This window comes from Streptomyces sp. ST2-7A (genome assembly GCF_021390475.1).
Classification (GTDB): Bacteria; Actinomycetota; Actinomycetes; order Streptomycetales; family Streptomycetaceae; genus Streptomyces.
Window position 1 is genome coordinate 1 of record NZ_JAJUWS010000067.1, and the last position, 16,682, is coordinate 16,682.

Annotated in this window: 12 protein-coding genes; 10 read left to right on the plus strand and 2 right to left on the minus strand. The window is 77.1% G+C overall.

From position 1 onward, the window contains the following. The 9 genes from LZF96_RS25590 to LZF96_RS25630 form a co-directional block, all read left to right on the plus strand. A partial coding sequence (locus LZF96_RS25590) for a hypothetical protein (protein WP_233877122.1) occupies positions 1-701 on the plus strand: 701 nt, incomplete at its 5' end. Positions 702-844: 143 nt separating this feature from the next. Next, complete coding sequence (locus tag LZF96_RS25595; RefSeq protein WP_233877143.1) at positions 845-2,482, plus strand: CocE/NonD family hydrolase; 1,638 nt, start codon at positions 845-847, stop codon at positions 2,480-2,482. Further along, positions 2,479-3,939, plus strand: coding sequence for a YcaO-like family protein (locus LZF96_RS25600; protein WP_233877124.1), 1,461 nt, complete (start codon positions 2,479-2,481; stop codon positions 3,937-3,939). The genes LZF96_RS25595 and LZF96_RS25600 overlap by 4 nt, the downstream gene beginning before the upstream one ends. Before the next feature lie 7 nt (positions 3,940-3,946). Next, positions 3,947-5,266, plus strand: coding sequence for a SagB/ThcOx family dehydrogenase (locus tag LZF96_RS25605; RefSeq protein WP_233877126.1), 1,320 nt, complete (start codon positions 3,947-3,949; stop codon positions 5,264-5,266). Next, the gene (locus LZF96_RS25610; protein ID WP_233877128.1) at positions 5,263-7,236 is read left to right on the plus strand and encodes an ABC transporter ATP-binding protein/permease; all 1,974 of its coding nucleotides are present in this window, start codon (positions 5,263-5,265) and stop codon (positions 7,234-7,236) included. Before LZF96_RS25605 ends, LZF96_RS25610 begins: the two co-directional genes overlap by 4 nt. Positions 7,237-7,409: 173 nt before the next feature. Further along, positions 7,410-9,257: an ABC transporter ATP-binding protein gene (locus LZF96_RS25615; protein WP_374203332.1), complete on the plus strand. Its 1,848-nt coding sequence runs from the start codon at positions 7,410-7,412 to the stop codon at positions 9,255-9,257. 42 nt (positions 9,258-9,299) lie between these two features. Beyond that, positions 9,300-9,743, plus strand: coding sequence for a YchJ family protein (locus tag LZF96_RS25620; protein ID WP_233877130.1), 444 nt, complete (start codon positions 9,300-9,302; stop codon positions 9,741-9,743). Positions 9,744-9,845: 102 nt separating this feature from the next. Beyond that, complete coding sequence (locus LZF96_RS25625) at positions 9,846-10,088, plus strand: hypothetical protein (RefSeq protein ID WP_233877132.1); 243 nt, start codon at positions 9,846-9,848, stop codon at positions 10,086-10,088. Between the two features lie 1,153 nt (positions 10,089-11,241). Then, entirely contained in the window at positions 11,242-12,921 is a 1,680-nt protein-coding gene (locus tag LZF96_RS25630) for an FAD-dependent oxidoreductase (protein ID WP_233877134.1), read from the plus strand. Between the two features lie 74 nt (positions 12,922-12,995). Here LZF96_RS25630 and LZF96_RS25635 read toward each other — a convergent pair whose 3' ends face one another. Beyond that, entirely contained in the window at positions 12,996-13,469 is a 474-nt protein-coding gene (locus tag LZF96_RS25635; protein WP_233877136.1) for an SRPBCC family protein, read from the minus strand. 179 nt (positions 13,470-13,648) lie between these two features. On the opposite strand from LZF96_RS25635, the gene LZF96_RS25640 reads away from it, so the two are divergent. Next, positions 13,649-15,334, plus strand: a complete 1,686-nt coding sequence (locus tag LZF96_RS25640) for a hypothetical protein (protein ID WP_233877138.1) — start codon at positions 13,649-13,651, stop codon at positions 15,332-15,334. A 236-nt stretch (positions 15,335-15,570) separates the two neighbouring features. Here the strand turns inward: LZF96_RS25640 and LZF96_RS25645 are convergent, their stop codons facing one another. Then, complete coding sequence (locus LZF96_RS25645) at positions 15,571-16,350, minus strand: VOC family protein (RefSeq protein ID WP_233877140.1); 780 nt, start codon at positions 16,348-16,350, stop codon at positions 15,571-15,573. Positions 16,351-16,682: the final 332 nt, after the last annotated feature.

The following is a 16,682-nucleotide window of genomic DNA, read 5'->3' on the forward strand; positions in this document are numbered from 1 at the left end:
CCCCCACCACGACGGTTCCCCGGCCCCACGCCACCGCCGTGCGGCCCGACGGCCCCGCCCCCGCGCCTCCCGCCGCCCTGCGGGACGTCCGTGTGATCGGTGACCCCGGTACCGCCGCCGACGTCGCCCGGGCGCTGCGCGCCCTCGGTGCCGACGCCCGGACCACCGGATCCGCCGATCCGGCGGTCGACCGCCCCTCCGCCGTGGTCCTGTGCGCCGTTCCGTCGGTCTCCCCGGCCGGGGAGACCGACGGGCACCCCGGTACCGCCCACCGGATCGACCACGAGCTCGTCGACCACCTCCTCGCGCTCGGCATCCCTCGGCAGTACTGCCACCGCGAGGGCGCGATCGTGTGGATCGAACCGCCCGCCCTCGAACCCGGCGACGTCACCGCCGCCCACGTGCGCGCCCGCCGACTGGCCGCCACCCCCGCCCACCGCGAACTGGCCGCCCACTGGCGCGGAGCGGCGGTGGAGGAACCGGCCCCGCCGTTGTCGGTGGAGACCCGCGCGCTCCTGGCCTCCATACTGGCCGCCGACCTCGCCGAGGTGTGCGGGGTGCTCCCGCCCGACACCGCGCTCCCGCCGGTCCGTCGGCGTCTGCGCCGCCTCGATTCCGCCACCGGTACGGTCACCACCCACCCCGTGTTCCCGGTCCCCGCCGTCGCCCCCCTCCCGATACCGCGAAAGGCGTCCGCGTGAACCCGGGGTCCGGACCCACGCCGTCCACCCTGCGCGCACCCGCCCCCACCGCCCGGCCGGCGGCCCCCCGCGCGCCGCGTGCCCCGGCCGGTCGTCCCGACCCCGGGGGTTCGGCGACCCTTACCACCCCGCGCACCCACCGGGTGCCCGCCGCCGACGGCAGCGCCCTGGCCACCGACGTCTGCCTGCCGCCGGGGGAGGGTCCCTTCCCCACGGTCCTGATCCGCACCCCCTACGACCGCCGTCGGCACCACGCCGAGCTGCGCGCCTGGGCCCGCCGCGGGTTCGTCGCCATCGCGCAGGACGTGCGCGGCCGTCACGGCTCCGCCGGCGACTGGAGCCCCTACCGCAACGAGGCGGCCGATGGCGTCGCCACCGCCCGGTGGATCCGGGCGCGCTCCTGGAGCGACGGCCGCGTCGTCGCCGTCGGCTCCTCCTACGCCGCCCACTGCGCCCTCCTCCAGGGCCTCGGCCCCGGCGCACCGGGGCCCGGCGCCCCCGCCCCGCGCGGCGCGGACGCGGTCATCGCCGCGGTCCCCGCCCTCGGCCCGACGGAGACCGCCCGGGAGGAGACCGGCCCCGAACGTCTCCTGGCCCGCGCCGGCTGGTGGGCAGCCCACGGCGACCGTCCGGACTCCGACGAGACCGCGCTCGACGCCGCCCTCGACGCAGACCCCCGCCTCCTCACCGCGCTCCCCGTGGTGGACCTGCCGTTGCGCGGGGGTCGGCCCCTACCCTCCTGGCCGGATCTGTGGCGACACACCGGCCCCGGCGAGGTGTTGCGCCGGGCTCCCGGCGCCCGGGTGCCGCTCCTGGTCGTCGCGGGCACCGGCGATCCCTTCGCCGCCGAGGCCCTGCGACTGTGGCGGAGCTGGGGAGGCCCCTCCGCCCGACTGCTGCTCGGCCCCTGGGGGCACCGCCTGATCGCGGAACCCGGGCCGGACGCCGACCCGGCCCACCGGCTGCCGCTCGGCGACCTCTGGGCCCGCTGGGCCCGCGCGGCCCTGGCCGGCGGATCGATCCCCGGCCGGGGCGGAGCCGTCGCCCTCGGCGGCACCCCGCACTGGTTGCCGTTCGACGGGACGGAGCCGGCCCGGTGGTCGGTCCACCCGCTGCGGGCCGACACCCACCCGGCCGGGACCCCCGGCACGGACACCCGTCCCGGCGACGCCGGCCCGCCCCCCGGTCGGGCCGGCGCGGCACTGCGCCTCCTGCGCGGCGCCGCCTTCACGGCCGACCCCGAGCGGCCGGTGCGCTCCGACGACCTCACCGTTCCCACCACCGGAACCCCCGACCGGTGCACCGCCGTCCTGGGACCGCTGACCGAACCCCTCCACGTCGTCGGTGAACCCGAGGTGCGGTTGACCTGTGTCGCCGACACCCCCGTCGCCGACTGGGCGGTGCGACTGACCGTCCTGCCGCCCGGGGACGGATCGCCGACCACCGTCACCGGTGTGGTCCGACGCCGGGACCCCGCCGGACGAACCGCCTCCGTCACCGTGCCGCTGCCCCCGATGGCCCGCCGCCTCCCGGCCGGTACCCGGCTGCGTCTGGAGATCGCCGGGCACCACCACCCGGCGCACGCCCGCAACCCGCACACCGGCGAGAACCCCGTGACCGCCCGGCGTCTGCTGCCGAGCCGGCGCACGGTGCTGCCCGCCGGCACCGCGCTGTGGCTACCGCTACCGATGGTCGGCGACCCCGCCCCGGGCGGGAGCCCCGCCGCGCCGGTGCCGTCCCCGATCCCGCCCGTCGACCCCGTCGAGGAGCTCTGCCGATGACCCTCCCGGCCCCCGCGGACACCACCGACCCCGGCACCTCCGGCGCCCCCGGACTCCCCTCGCCCACCGGCGACCCGGCGCCCGCCCCCCTGCCCTGGGAGACCCTGGTCGACCCGGTGTGCGGGATCGTCCGCTCCGTCGCCCCCGTGCCCCACCCCGAGGACACCCCGACCCGCTACACCGCGATGACCGCGGAGGTCTCCGACGCCCGCCATCTGGGCGACTGGCCGGCCGACCGGGTCTCCCTGGGGACCACCTTCGGCGACCCCGACGGAGCCCGGCTGGCGGCGGTGGCCGAGGCCGTGGAGCGCTACTGCGGCAACCGGCTTCCGCCCCCGGGCCGGCCCGACACCCCCGTCCGCGCCACCGCCGACGAACTCCTCGCCCGGGGCGAGAACATCCAGGGCCCCACGGACCTCCCGACCCACGCCGCCTGGCAACTGGAGACCCCCGGCTTCCCCTACCGCCCCCTGACCGGGGACACCCCGGCCCTGTGGGCGTGGGGCGGGGAACACCTGCCGGACGGGAGCACCGTCCCCTGCCTGGTACCCGTCTCCCTCAGCCACCTCAACTGGCGACGGCGATCCCTGCGCGACCTGCCCCGCACCCACCACCTCAACTACGCGGGCATCGCCACCGGCGAGGGAATCGACGACGCCCGCGAGCGCGGCCTGCTCGAGGTCGTCGAGCGCGACGCCCTCGAACTGTGGTGGCACCTGGACACCCCCGCCCGGGGCATCGACCCGGCGAGCGTGCCGGGGCTGACGGAGGATCTGGCCGGCACCGACCTGGAGGTCTCCCTGGTGGAGATGCCCTCCGAGTTCGCGCCCTGCGTCGCCGCCCACGTCCACGACCCGGCGCGCGGGCTGCACGCGGCCGGGTTCGCCTGTCGCTGGGACCCGGCCGAGGCCGCGCGCAAGGCGGTCCTGGAGGCCGTGCACACCCGGGTCTTCACCCTCGGACTGATCGACGCCGACGGGTGGGTCTTCCGGGCGGTGGAGGCCGGCCTGCTGGCCCGGGGGCTGTACCTGGACCACCGGGAGGACCGCCGCTACCTCGACGCGGCCGGACCGCGCTGCGAGGCCGTCCGGGACCTGGGCGCGCATGTGCAGGTGTGGCTCGACCCCCGGACGCACCCCCTGGCCGAACGCTTCACCCGACCCGCGCTCGGCACGGTGCCCGTCGACCGGATCGAAGCCGGGAGCCCCGCCCGGCTGGAGGCGGCGCTGCGCGCCGGTGGACACCGGGTGTTCAGCGTCGACCTGACCACCGAGGACATCGCCGAGACCCCCTGGCGGGTGGTGCGGGTCCTGGTCTCCGGACTGGTCCCCAACGCCCCGGCCGCCTTCTCCTACCTGGGGTGTCCGCGCTTCGCCGAGCGCCGGCCGCGCGACGGGGGGAAGGGCCGGGGCCCCGGCCCGGAGGATCTGACCCTGCTGCCGCCCCCGCACATGTGAGGCCCGGATGAGCCGTACGCCCCACGACGCCACCCTCCCCGCCGGCACCGGGCCGTCCGCCGGGGGCGCCCGCCCACCGGGGGACGGGCCCCGGGGCGAGGGGGACCCCGAACCGGGTGGTCTCCTCGCCGACGGGGTGCTGCCCGCCGCCCTGACCCGGGCGCGCGGCCCGGAACCGCCCGCCCCGGACACCCCGGCCGGACCGCGGGTCACCGTCCCGCCCGGCCCCGGTCTGCCGGTGCCCGGGGCCCGTCCCGACCGGTGCGAACCGGACCTGGACCGGCTGCTGCGCGCTGCCTTCGTCGCCTCCGACCCGGCGGGCCGCTTCCGCCCCGCCGCCTCCGCCGGTGCCCTGCACCCGGTGGACGTACGGGTGCGGATCGGCCCCGACGGTCCGTTGCCGGCCGGCCGCTACGCCCACCACCCCCTGCGCCACCGACTGCACCCGCTGCCCGAACCGGCCGGGGCCGACCCGGATGGGACGCCCGGCATCCTCGTCGAGTTGGGGATCACCGCGCGCCGCACCGTGAGCCACTACGGACACCGGGCCGCGCCGCTGCTCCTGTTGGACCTCGGCCACGCCACCGGGGCCCTGTACGCGGCGGCGGTCGACCTCGGCACGGAACCCCGCTGCGACCTCTCCGGCACCCGGGCCGACCCCCCGGTCACCATCCGGCTCGAGCGACCGGACAACGACCGGGGGACGCGGCCCGGCACGCCGGGAACGGTCGGCGGACCCCGTCCGCGCAGTGCGCCGCCTCCCCTGACGGGCCGTCCCGACCCGGAGATCCCGGCCGCCCTGCTCCGCGTGCTCGCCGACGCCCACCGGATCGCCGCCGCCGACACCGGGGAGCCGGCCCCCGGCGCGCCCGACCCGGGGGAACCCGACCCGGTCTGGTGGGCGGCCGACGAGGAGGGGCTGTTCACCGTCGACCCCGGGCGGCCCGGCGGCCCGCTCCGTCGCCGTGCCCGGGGGGACGCCCGGCCGTGGCTCGCCGCCCGCGCCGCCGGACAGGGCTGGTTGGCGGACGCGGGCGCGATCCTGTTCGCCGTCGGTTGCCCCGGTGACGCCGACGCCGTCCGGATCCGCCGCGATCACCTGCGCGCCGGCTTCGCCGCCCACCTGGCCTCGATCGCCGCCGCCCGCCTCGGCACGGGCTGCCGTCCCATCGGGTCCTGGCAGGGGGCCGACCCGGGCGCCGCCCTCGGCCGACCGGCGAATCGGGAGCTGATCGTCCACGGCCTGGCACTCGGCACGACCCCACCACCACCCGGTCCCCCGAACGGCCGACCACCCGTCCCCACCCCTCCGGCAGGTTTCCCGTGATGATCCACCCCGAGCTCCTGGCCGCCGCCCGCCCGGTGCGCCGTTCGCTGCTGATCGCGGGAGCCCTGCTGTTCGCCGTCACCCTCGGACACCTGGCGCGGGCCGTGCTGCTGGCCCTCGCCCTGGCCGCCGTCGCCCGTTCGGACCCGGCCGCCGCCGTCGCCCCGCTGCTGTGGGTACCGGCGGTCGTCCTGGTGCAGGCGCTGCTCCACCACCGGCAGCGGGTGGTCGCGGCCGCCGCCGGGGCCGAGGCCCGGGTACGGCTCCGCGACGAGCTGCTGGAACGACTGGGCCGGCTCGGCCCGGCCCACCTCACCGGCACCCGGGCCGGCGCGGTGCGGGCCACGCTGGTGGACGGCGTCGAGGGCTGCGACGTCTACCTCTCCCGCTACCTGCCGCAACTGGTCGTCACCTGGATCACCCCGCCGTTGGTGCTCCTGGCCGTCGCCGTACTGGTGCCGGCCCCGTTCCCGGCCCTGGTGCTGGCGGCCGCGGTGCTGCTCGCGCTGCTCGCCCCCCGGGCCTGGGACCGGCTCCTGGCACGTCGTGGCGGCGAGCACTGGGACGGCTACGAGCGTCTGAACGCCGACTACCTGGAGGCCCTGCAGGGCATGCCCGCGCTGCGCGCCGCCGGTGCCGTCGGTCGGGTCCGGCGGCGGTTGGAGGAGGGATCGGAGCGGGTGCACCGGGCGACGGTGGCCAAGCTGCGGGTCTCGCTGGTGGACACCGGTCTCACCGACCTGGCGGTGCAGGGCGGCACGGTCGTCGCCGTGCTGCTGGCGTGCTGGTCCGCCGCCGGCGGGAACGCGTCGGCGACCGCCACGTATCTGGTGCTGATGCTCACCTCCGAGGCCTTCCGCCCGATCCGTGACCTCTCGCGGGAGTGGCACTCGGGCTACCTCGGGGTCTCCGCCGCCGGCGGCATCGCCGCGCTGCGCTCGGCCCGTCCGTCCGTCACCGACCCGGCCGACCCGGCCGACCCGGCGGGAGCGGGGAAGTCGGGGAGGGCGAAGCCGCACGGACCGACCGCCGACCCGGCCGACCCGGCGGGGGCGGGGGACCGTTCCCCGGCCCCCCGCCCCCGAACGCTCCCGACCGGTGGACGGCCCGGTGCCCCCGGCATCACGGTCCGGGACATCGCCTTCCGGCACCCCGGGGCCGCCCGGCCCGCCCTGGACGGCGTCCACTTCTCCGTCGACCCCGGCCGGGTGACCGCACTGGTCGGCCCCTCCGGGGCCGGTAAGTCCACCCTGCTCTCCCTGCTGGCGCGCCACCACGACCCCGACCGGGGGGAGATCCTCCTCGGGGACCGGCGGATCGACACCCTCCCCCTGGCCGACCTGCGCCGCCGGATCGCGGTGGTCTCCCAGCGCACCCATCTCTTCCACGCCCCGGTGAGCGAGAACCTGCGGCTGGCCCGTCCCGACGCCTCCGCCACCGATCTCGCCCGGGCCGCCCGGGCCGCCGGGATCCTGGACGAGATCCTGTCCCTGCCCCGGGGGTGGGACACCGTGCTCGGCGAACGCGGCGAGACCCTCTCGGGTGGCCAGCGCCAACGTCTCGCCCTGGCGCGCGCGCTGTTGTCCCGGGCACCGGTGCTGCTGCTGGACGAGGCGACCAGCGCCGTGGACGAGCACCGTGAGTCGCGGATCACCCGCGACCTGCTCGCGGCGGCGGGGGACCGGACCTGTCTGGTGGTGGCCCACCGACCGGCCGCCGTGCGGGACGCCCACCGCATCGTGGTCCTGGACGGCGGACGCGTCGTCGAGGACGGCGATCACGCCTCCCTCCTGGCCGCCGACGGACTCTACTCCTCGTTCGTCGCGGCCGGCGGCCCCGTCCGGCCCGCCGATCCCCGCGATTCCCACCCGCCCGAGTCCTCCGATCCGTCCGAACCCACCGACCCATCCGGTCGCCGGAACCCGTCCGGCGCGCCGGCGGCCCCGGTGGCCGGCGGAGCAGCCCTGTGACCCCCGAGCCCGCCGTACGCCCCTCCCCGGAAGCCGATCCCGACGCCTCGGCCGACGCCCTTCCCGCGGAGGCCCCGATCGGGGCCTCCGACCGGCACGTCCCGGCCCGGGGCATCCCGGGGAGGGCCGCCGGTGATCCGCCGGCCGCCGACGCGCGCGACACCCCGCCGTCCGTGAACCCGGCTCCCGACGCCGGCCCGCCCCGGTCGGCGGGGAACGCCGAACCCGCCCCCGACCCGGAGGAGCCGCCCCCCGGCGCCCTGCGCGCCCTGTTGCCCGTCCTGGCCGGTCACCGTCGGATGATGGCACGCACCTTCCTGGCCGCCCTGCTCGGCCAGGTCTCCCTCGTCGCCCTGCTCACGGTGGCCGCGTGGACGGTCGGCGCCGCCGTGATCACCGGCACCCCGCCCCCCACCGGCGTCGTCCTCGCGCTGATCGCCCTGGTCGTCGTGCGGGGCCTGACCACCTGGTGGGAGATGGATCTCTCCCACGACCTGGCCTACCGGGTCCTCGCCGAACTGCGGGTCCGGGTCTTCGACGGCGCGGCCCGGGGCGCGCCGGCCCGCACCGGAGGCCGGCACAGCGGGGACCTGGCCGGCACCGCCCTGGGGGACGTCGAGGCGCTGGAGTTCTTCTACGCCCACGCCACCGCCCGGATACCGGCGGGCGGGGTGGTGCTGACGGCCGGGGGCGCGGTCCTGGCGGTGCTGGAGCCGTGGCTGCTGCCGGTGGTGCTCACCGCCACCGCGGCGCTGTTGCTCGTCCCGGTGCTGGAGCGGCGGGCCCGGGCCGTGCGCGGAGCCCGCACCCGTCGGGCCGCCGCCCGCCTGTCCGCCGAGACCGTGGACACCGTGGACGGCCTGCCCGAACTGTTGGCCTTCGGCGGTCTGGAGGAACGCCGACGGAGTCTGGCGCGGTGCGGCCGGGAGGTGGGGCGCGCCCAGCGCGCCGAGGCATCATTGGAGGCCGGCACGGCCGTCGCCCGCGACCTGCCGGTCATCCTCGGGGTCCTCGGCGTGGTGGCGGTGGCCGCCGCGTCGGCGGCGGAGGGGAGGCTCTCCGGCGCGATGGTGCCCGCCGCCGTGGTGTTGGCCCTGGGCATCCTGGGACCGGTGGCCGAGGTCGCCGAGACCCTGGGCCGGGCGATCGGCCTGCGCGGTGCCGCCGCCCGGGTCGGCGCGGCCATCCGCACCCCCGCCGGTGCCCCGCCGGCGGGCCGGGCGCTGCCGGTGCCGCCGGGCCCGCTGGGCGTCCGGTTCCGGGGGGTTCGCTTCGACTACGGAGGTCCCCCGGTACTGGACGGTGTGGACCTGGACATACCGGCGGGGAGGACGGTGGCCCTGGTCGGTGCCTCGGGGGCGGGCAAGTCCACCTGCGCCCACCTGATGGCGCGCTTCTGGGATCCCGCCTCCGGGGCGGTGGAACTCGTCCCCCGGCACGGCGACGCGGTGGACCTGCGGGAGGTCGCGGACGCCGACCTGAGAGGGGCGGTCGCGGTGGTCGGCCAGGACACCCCGCTCTTCCACGGAGGTCTCGCCGAGAACCTGCGGTTGGCCGCTCCCGACGCGGACGACCGGCGGGTGGCGGAGGTGGCGCGCCGCTGCGGGGTGGACCGGATCGCCGCCGAGCTGCCCGGCGGGCTCGACGGCGCCGTCGGTGAACGGGGCGCCACCCTCTCGGGAGGGCAGCGCGCCCGGATCGCCCTGGCCCGGGCCCTGCTCGCCGATCCCCGGATCCTGGTGCTCGACGAGACCACCGCCGCGCTGGACACGGCGGGGGAGGAGGCGCTGGCCGACGTGCTGGCCGATCCGGGTGACCGCACCACCGTGCTGATCGCCCACCGCCCCTCCACCATCCGGCGCGCCGACCACGTCGTGGTCCTGGAGAACGGTCGGGTGGCGGAGGTCGGCACCCCCGCCGAGTTGACCGCCCGCGACGGCGCCCTGAGCCGGGTGCTCGGCAGGGTCCCGGGCGGTGCGACCGGGGATCCCGTCGAGCCACCGGGCCGCCGCGAGGGATGACCCCGGGGCCGGGGCCATCCGGGGCTGTGCGCACAATGGGGCATGTCCCCGGCCGCTTTCCGCCCCTCCGGCACCACCCGTCGTCCCCGCCCCTGCCCCTGCGGCGCCATCGGCGAGAGGGAGGCGGTGACCTACGACGCCTGCTGCGGGCCCGCGCACCGGGCCGAGTCGATCCCAGCGAATCCCGAGCGCCTGATGCGTTCGCGCTACAGCGCCTTCGCCCTCGGCGACGCCCCCTACCTGACCCGCACCTGGCACCCCACCACCCGCCCCGACCGGGTGGACCCCGACCCCGCGCTGCGCTGGGAACGGCTGGAGGTGTTGGGCACGGACGGGGGCGGCCCCTTCCACCCGGGTGACGAGGCGACGGTGGAGTTCCGGGCGCACTGGCGACACGGTTCCGAGACCGGGATGCTGCACGAGGTGAGCCGCTTCCGCCGCACCGGCGGCCGGTGGTACTACCTGGACGGCGACATCCGGGAGTGACCCGGTGGGACCTTCCCGGGTTGCCGGACGGGGGTATCCCGGGACGGTGGGAGACACCGTCCGGGGTGGCCGTCACCCCGTCGAACGATCCGGAGGGTCCTCGTGATCGTCAAGAAGTTGCACGAAGTCGGTGTGCGCAGCGAGCACGCCTACACCGCCGCCTTCGCCTCCATCGGCATGTCCTTCCTCTCCTGGGGCGCCTCCCTCAAGGCCGAGGCCGCCGGCCTGGACCGCGCGGACCGGTGGGGCATCTTCATCGGCGAGTGGGCGCCGACCTTCTTCGGCCTGGGCCTCGCGCTGGCGCGGTACGAGGACAAGGCCGAGACCCCGGAGACCGAGATCTGAGCACGGGACGTCGGGCGGGAACCGGGCACGGGCGGGGCGTCCCCGGGAGGCGATCGCCCCGCCCGAAGTGCCCACCGCGCCGCCGCGGGCGCTCTTGCCGGCCCGTCGTTCCCGGCGCCCGGGCTCCGGTGGTCGACGCGCCGCGTGAGGTCCCCGGGGTGCGGGGCCCGACATGTCGTGATGGGGTGGGAACGCGGACGGGGGCGTTCGGCCGGAAGGTGGCGATCCGGCACACCCGGGTGCCCGACATCCCGGCGCGGCCGGTGACGGGGCCGCGCCCGGGAGGGGCGCCGGGGACGAGGAGGTCTCATGGCGGATCCCCTTCACGAAACCCCGGCCGACGGCCCCGCCCGCACGCCCTCCGTCGTGGACCACCGCGTCCCGTTTCGCGCTCCCACCGGGGCCGCCCGCCCGAAACGGATACCGGGACGACGCCTTCCCGGGACGGGCACGACACGGCGACGGTCGGCCACCCCGCCCGCCGCCCCCGACACCGGTCCGCCGACGCGCCGGTCCGATCCACCGTCCCGACCCGCCGGGTTCGGATTCGATCGGTGCCCCGGTGGCGCTCCGCCGTCCGCTTCCCCGGCCCCGGCGGTTCTCCCGCCTCCGGTGATGTGATGCCGGGCGAGGTGCGGCCCGGGTTCCCGGCCCTTCCACCCGGGTGCCCATCCCCCGGGAAGGTCGTGCCCCACGACCCGCCACGCGATGACGACCCCTCCCTCGGGTGACGACCCGCCGTCCGCCGTCCGGACCGTTCCGGTCTCCGGGGTGTCCGGCGGGGATCGGGCACCGGGTCATCACCCGGCGGATGGTCCGCTCCGCGATCCCGGCGCGAACAGACGCCCGGGCGGAGCCCGTTCGCTCCGCGCGGTCGGCGTTTCGCCCCCGGGGCGCCGGGTACGCGGGAATCCCGTCCCGCGCACCGGACACCGGCCCCCCGGCCGGAGCCCGTCGCGTGTCACGGCACCCGCTTACCTCCCTCCCGGGTCCCGTCCCGGCCGCCGTCCCGCCGACGGACCGGTCGATCGGGACCCGGCGGGGAGAGCCCCACGCAGCGAGGAGGAGAACGGATCGTGGCCGAGCACCGTGAAGTCGCCGCCGAACGCGGCGGGTCGTCCGCATCGCACATCCCGACCGGCGGGGGGAGCGCGTGACCCCCGGCGCGGGGGAGCACCCCGCCGGGCGTTCCTGGTGGATCGAGACCGCTCCCGGCACCCCCCGGCCCACCCTGGCCGCCTCGGAGCGGCCGCGGGTGGACACCGTGGTGCTGGGCGGCGGCATCGCGGGCCTGTGCACCGCCCGCGAACTCGCCCGCTCCGGCCACGAGGTCCTCGTGCTGGAGGCCGACCGGATCGCCGCCGGGGTCACCGGCCACACCTCCGCCAAGGTGACCGCCCTGCAGGGACTGCGCTACTCCGAACTGCGCGACCGGCACGGTCCCGGCACCGCCCGCCTGTACGCCGACGCCCACCGGCGCGCGGTGGAGCGGATCGCGGAGATCGCCGACGAACTCTCCGCCGACTGCGACCTGGCCCGTCGCCCCGCGCTCACCTGGGCGGAGACCGCCGACACCGAGAAGGCCGTGCGGGCCGAGGCCGAGGCGGCCCGGGAGGCCGGTCTGCCGGTGACCTTGATCGAGGGGCCGGAGGGCGCCGGCACCGGACTGCCCTTCCCGGTGCGCGCGGCCGTCCGCCTGGACGACCAGATCGCCTTCCACCCCCGCGCCTGGCTGCTCGCCGTCGCCGAGGACATCGAACGCCACGGCGGGCGGATCGTGGAACGCAGCCGGGCGGTGGAACTGCACGAGGGCGACCCCTGTCGGGTCGTCACGGAGAACGGCGCCGAGGTCACCGCCCGCCACGTGGTGATCGCCACCCACTACCCGGTCTTCGACCGCGCGATGCTCTTCGGCCGTCTGGAGGCCAAACGGGAATGGGTGATCGGCGCCCGGATCCCGGTGGACTCCGCCCCCTCCGTCATGGCGCTCACCCCCGACCACGGCACCCGATCGGTGCGCACCGCACCGCTGCCCCACGGCCCGGACGCCTCGGAGGAGCAGTGCCTGCTGATCCTCACCGGCGAGAAGTTCCTGCCCGGTGACGGACCCATGACGCCGGGGGTGCGACGGCTGGAGACGTGGCTGCGCGAACGCTTCCCCGGGGCGGTGGAGACCCATCGCTGGGCCACCCAGGACACCTTCGGCACCGACGGCGTCCCGTTCATCGGCCCCTTCCACGCCGGCGCCCGGAAGACCTTCGTCGCCACCGGCTTCAACGCCTGGGGCATGACCGGCGGCGTGGTCGCCGGCGACCTGCTGGCCGGACTGATCCGGGGGGAGGAGGAACCCCCGCCGTGGGCCGAGATGCACGACCCCCGTCGGCTGCACCCCATTCGGGAGGCGGGCAGCGCCCTGGGGCTGCAGGCCACGGTCGCCCGCCAATTCGTCGGCGACCGCCTGCGCCCCGCCGAGGCGGACTCGGTGGAGGACGTCGCCCCCGGTACCGGTGCCCTGGTCCGGGTGGGGGCACGGAAGGTCGCCGTTCACCGCGACCCGGCGGGCACGGTGCGCGCGCTCTCCGCGCGCTGCACCCACCTGGGGTGCCTGGTGCGGTTCAACGAGGTGGAGACCGCCTGGGAGTGTCCCTGCCACGGCTCGCGCTTCGATGTCGACGGCGCCGTCCTCCAGGGTCCGGCCACCCGCCCGTTGGAACCCCGGGACCCCGACGCCCCGTCCCGCGACGGGGACGCGGATGACGACGAGCCGGGGCAACCCGAGTACCTGGACGACCCGGGCTCCGACCCGGCGCCCGACCCGGCCGAACGCGGGTGACACGGCGCGTCGGTGGGGCCGGATCACCGCTTCGGGAACACCCCGCGCGGGAAGCCGGCCCCACCGACACCGGATCACCGTCCGGAGACCGCTCCGGACGGGGAGTCGGCAGTCGATCCGGCGGCCTCCACCACCGACGCCAGGTTGCGCAGCATCCGTCGGTGCCGTTGGTGCAGCAGAGCCTCCGAGAACGCGTTGTGCAGCCGCCCGCCGGGCCCGGTCAGCGGATGCTCGTCCACGATCACCAGGGTGTCCGCGCCCCACGGCCGGATCTCCACGGCGATCCGCGCGGTCCCCATCCGCCCGGCCTCCGCCTCCAACTCCAGCCGCCTTCCCGGCTCGCACACCCGCACCACCGTCCGGCCGGGAAGTCGCCAGGGCCCCACCCCCATCTCGTAGCGCAGCGCCGACCCCGGTTCGGGCCAGTCACCGTGCGAGGGACGGGCGTCCCGGGTGCCCACCACCCACTCGGCGTAGCGCCGCCGGTCCGAGAGCACCTCCCACACCACCGTCGGGGAACGCCTGATCAACACCGGTCGCACCGCCATGCCGCCTCCATTCCTCGGATACCCGGTTGTCACCGACCGACCGACCGACCGGCCGGCCCCGGTGAACGGCGTCTGCCCGTGCCGACCGGTGACAACCGGGTATCCGAGGGGTGGGGGGACACCCCGGCGAAGCCGGTGAGCGGTCGGTGGGAGGGGTCGAGCAGCAGCGGGAGGAAGGCATGACGCCCTCGTCGTTCGGGGCGCGCGGGTCACCGGGTACGGACACGGCCGGCCCGGCGACCCCCGCCGGGAGCCGCCGGGCCGGCCGGAAACCCGGCACCCGCCGGAGCGGGGGGCCCGCCGCCGGCCTCGCGCCGCGCCCCGGCGAACCCTCCCTGTGGCCCCTGGCCGCCCTGGCCGCCGTGGTGACCCTGCTGACCCTCACCGGTGTGCTGCCCCGATGGCCCGGTGTGGTGCACGCGGTGGCGCTGCCCCCGCTGGACCTCTTCACCGACCTGCGGATCCTGCTCGCCCGGGCGCCCTCGTACCCCGTGTTCCTACTCGGGCTGACGCTCGCCCTGACGGTGCGGATCACCGTGCTGGCCGCGCTGATACCGGGGCCATGGCGCCGCCGGCTGCGTTTCGCGGCGCTGTACCACCTGCTCGTCCTCCCCCCGTTGTTGCTGGCGGCCCAGTTGGACTTCATGGCCCAGGCCCTGCTCTACGCCCGCCTGTTCTGGGGGGCCATCGGGTTCCTGGCGGTGGTGTGGTTGGTCGCCGCGCCCGTTCCCTGGCAGAGCGCCCCCGACGCCCCGGGGCTGCGCACCGCCGTCGCCCGCTCCCGGCGCCGGGCACTGCGGGTGGAGGTGCTGCTGCCGTACGTCGTGGTCCTGCTGGGCATCGGGGTGCTCGCCGACCGGTGGCCCGGCCTGATCCCTCTCCTGGTGCCGGTCTCGGCCGCGGCGACGGCCGGTGCGATCCTGCTGCTGCGCCGTCCGCCGGGCGGTCGTCCACCGCTGCGCGGCGCGGTGGCGGCGCTCGTCCTCGCCGTCCTCGCCGGCGCGTTCGTCGGCACCCGCACGGAGGCCGACCCCGGTCCGCGGCCCGAGCCCCGCTCCGGCTCCATCCTGCTGATGTCGGGGATCAACTCCGGCTCCGGGCAGGGCGCCATCTTCGAGACCGAGGTGGAGCGGCTGGGCTATGACTGCGACACCACCTTCTACTTCTCCTACGCGGGTCCCGGCGACGGACAACCCCGCGGTGCGGCCCACTGCCCGATCGTCACCGGGGCCCCCTACGTTCCCGAGGACACCCAGCGACCGGTCGCCGAACAGGTGGACGTCTTCGTCGAGCAGGTGCGGGAGCTGCCCCGACCGCTGGTGGTGGCCGCCCACTCGCACGCGGTGTGGATCGCCTGGCGGGCGATCGCCGAGGGGCGGGCCCCGCAGGTCGACGCCCTGGTGCTGGTCGGTCCCTTCCCGGAGAGCCCGGTCGGTTATCCGCCGGCCGGTGAGGACGCCACGGGGCGGGTCGCCGGTGATCTGTTGCGGTCGCTGATGCCGGTGGCCGACCTGATGGACTTCCGGTTCGACGCCGACGCCCCGGCGGCCCTGGAACTCCTGGCCACCCCGGACGCGGCCTCGGACATCCTGGCCCAACCCCTGCCGGACGACGTGCGGGTACTGAGCGTCACCTCGGCCACCGACCTGCCCCTGATGCCGAACGGCTGGCGCCTGGCGGGGGAGAACGTCGAGGCGGACGTGTGCCCGCTGCGGGTCCCCCACCCGTACCTGCCGATCCGACCCGCCTTCACCCGGGAGGTGAACCGTTTCCTGGACGGCGAGCCCCCCACGGCCTGCCCGCCCTGGAGGGATTGGGGCATCCCGCTCTCCCGTCCCTTCGGCACCCCGCCGCACGACGCGTGAGCGGGGGGTCCACCCTCCTCACCGGCCCGGGCCCACGGCACGTCGAAACCATGGCTTTACGGCCATTCGGTCGCCCGGCGGGCGGATCGGGCCCCGCTTCCGCCTCCCGGTGCCCGCCGGGACGCGGGCGGGCCTCCGGAGCCGGGTACCCCGGACGCGTCGAATGTCACCGAACGTGACGTAAAGTGATGTCAGGTCCGTTCCGTGTGGTGCATCCGCTGTTCCGCCGACCGGGCTCAACCCGCCACGAGGTGGAAGAGGGCGCCCTCCGGATCCCGCAGGGTGGCACCGCGCCCGAACGGGGTGTCGTGCGGCCCCAGGGTCACCGACCCGCCGGCCGCGGTGGCCACCCGGGCGGAGGCGTCCACGTCCCGCACCCGGAAGTGCACCTGCCAGCTCGGGCGCAGGATCGGGTCGGGGGCCTCCTCCAGCCCGCCGCCGTACATCCGGGCGACCGTTCGACCCTCCACCCGCACCACGACCCGGTCGTGCTCGAACCCGATGTCCACGTATTCGTGGTCGGGGGCGTCCCACTCGAAGACGTTGCCGTAGAACATGGCCGACGCGAAGGGGTCGTCGGTGCGCAACTCCAGCCAGGCGGGCGCGCCCGGGCCGCACCCGCCCCGCCACACCGGGTCGCCGGGGCCCTCCCAGAGGCCGAAGACCGCGCCCGCCGGGTCGGCGGCCCACACCGCACGTCCCTCCCCGACGCGCAGCGGCCCCACCGCCACGGTGGCCCCGCGATCGCGGACCCGGCCCGCGATCCGGTCGGCGCTGTCGACCAGGAAGTGCGGCGTCCAGGCGCCCGGCACCCCGGCCGAGCCGGAGACCGCCCCCAGGGCGCCCACCACCATTCCGTCGGCCAGGGCCGAGCACTGCGCCACCCCGTTGCCGGGGCGCGGCTCGTACTCCCACCCGAGGACAACGGCGTAGAAATCCTGCACCGCCCGCAGATCGCGGACCGTCAGGCTGATCCTGCCCGGCACGCCGTGCAGGCCGACCCTCGTCGTGGTCACCGACGCTCACCTCTCTCCGGGGGCCGGCGCGTCCACGCGTCCCGCGGCCCCTTCCACTCTCCGCCTCTTACCGCCGGCGCGCCACCGAAACACCCCCGGTCCCCCGAACGGAGCAGCGGTGTCGTGATGGGGTCCCGAGGACCGGCACCGGGTGCCGTCGACACCGGGTGTTCACGCCGACGTCGGGCGCCGGGCCACCCGGTTTCCGGCTCCGCCGCCCGCCGGGGGCGGCGCCGCCCCCGGCGGGCGGCGGGATCCCTTTCGCGCATCCCCGAGGGGCGGCCCCGGGGACCGCACCGGCCGTGCCCCGGGGGTGGGGGTCGCGCCCGCGG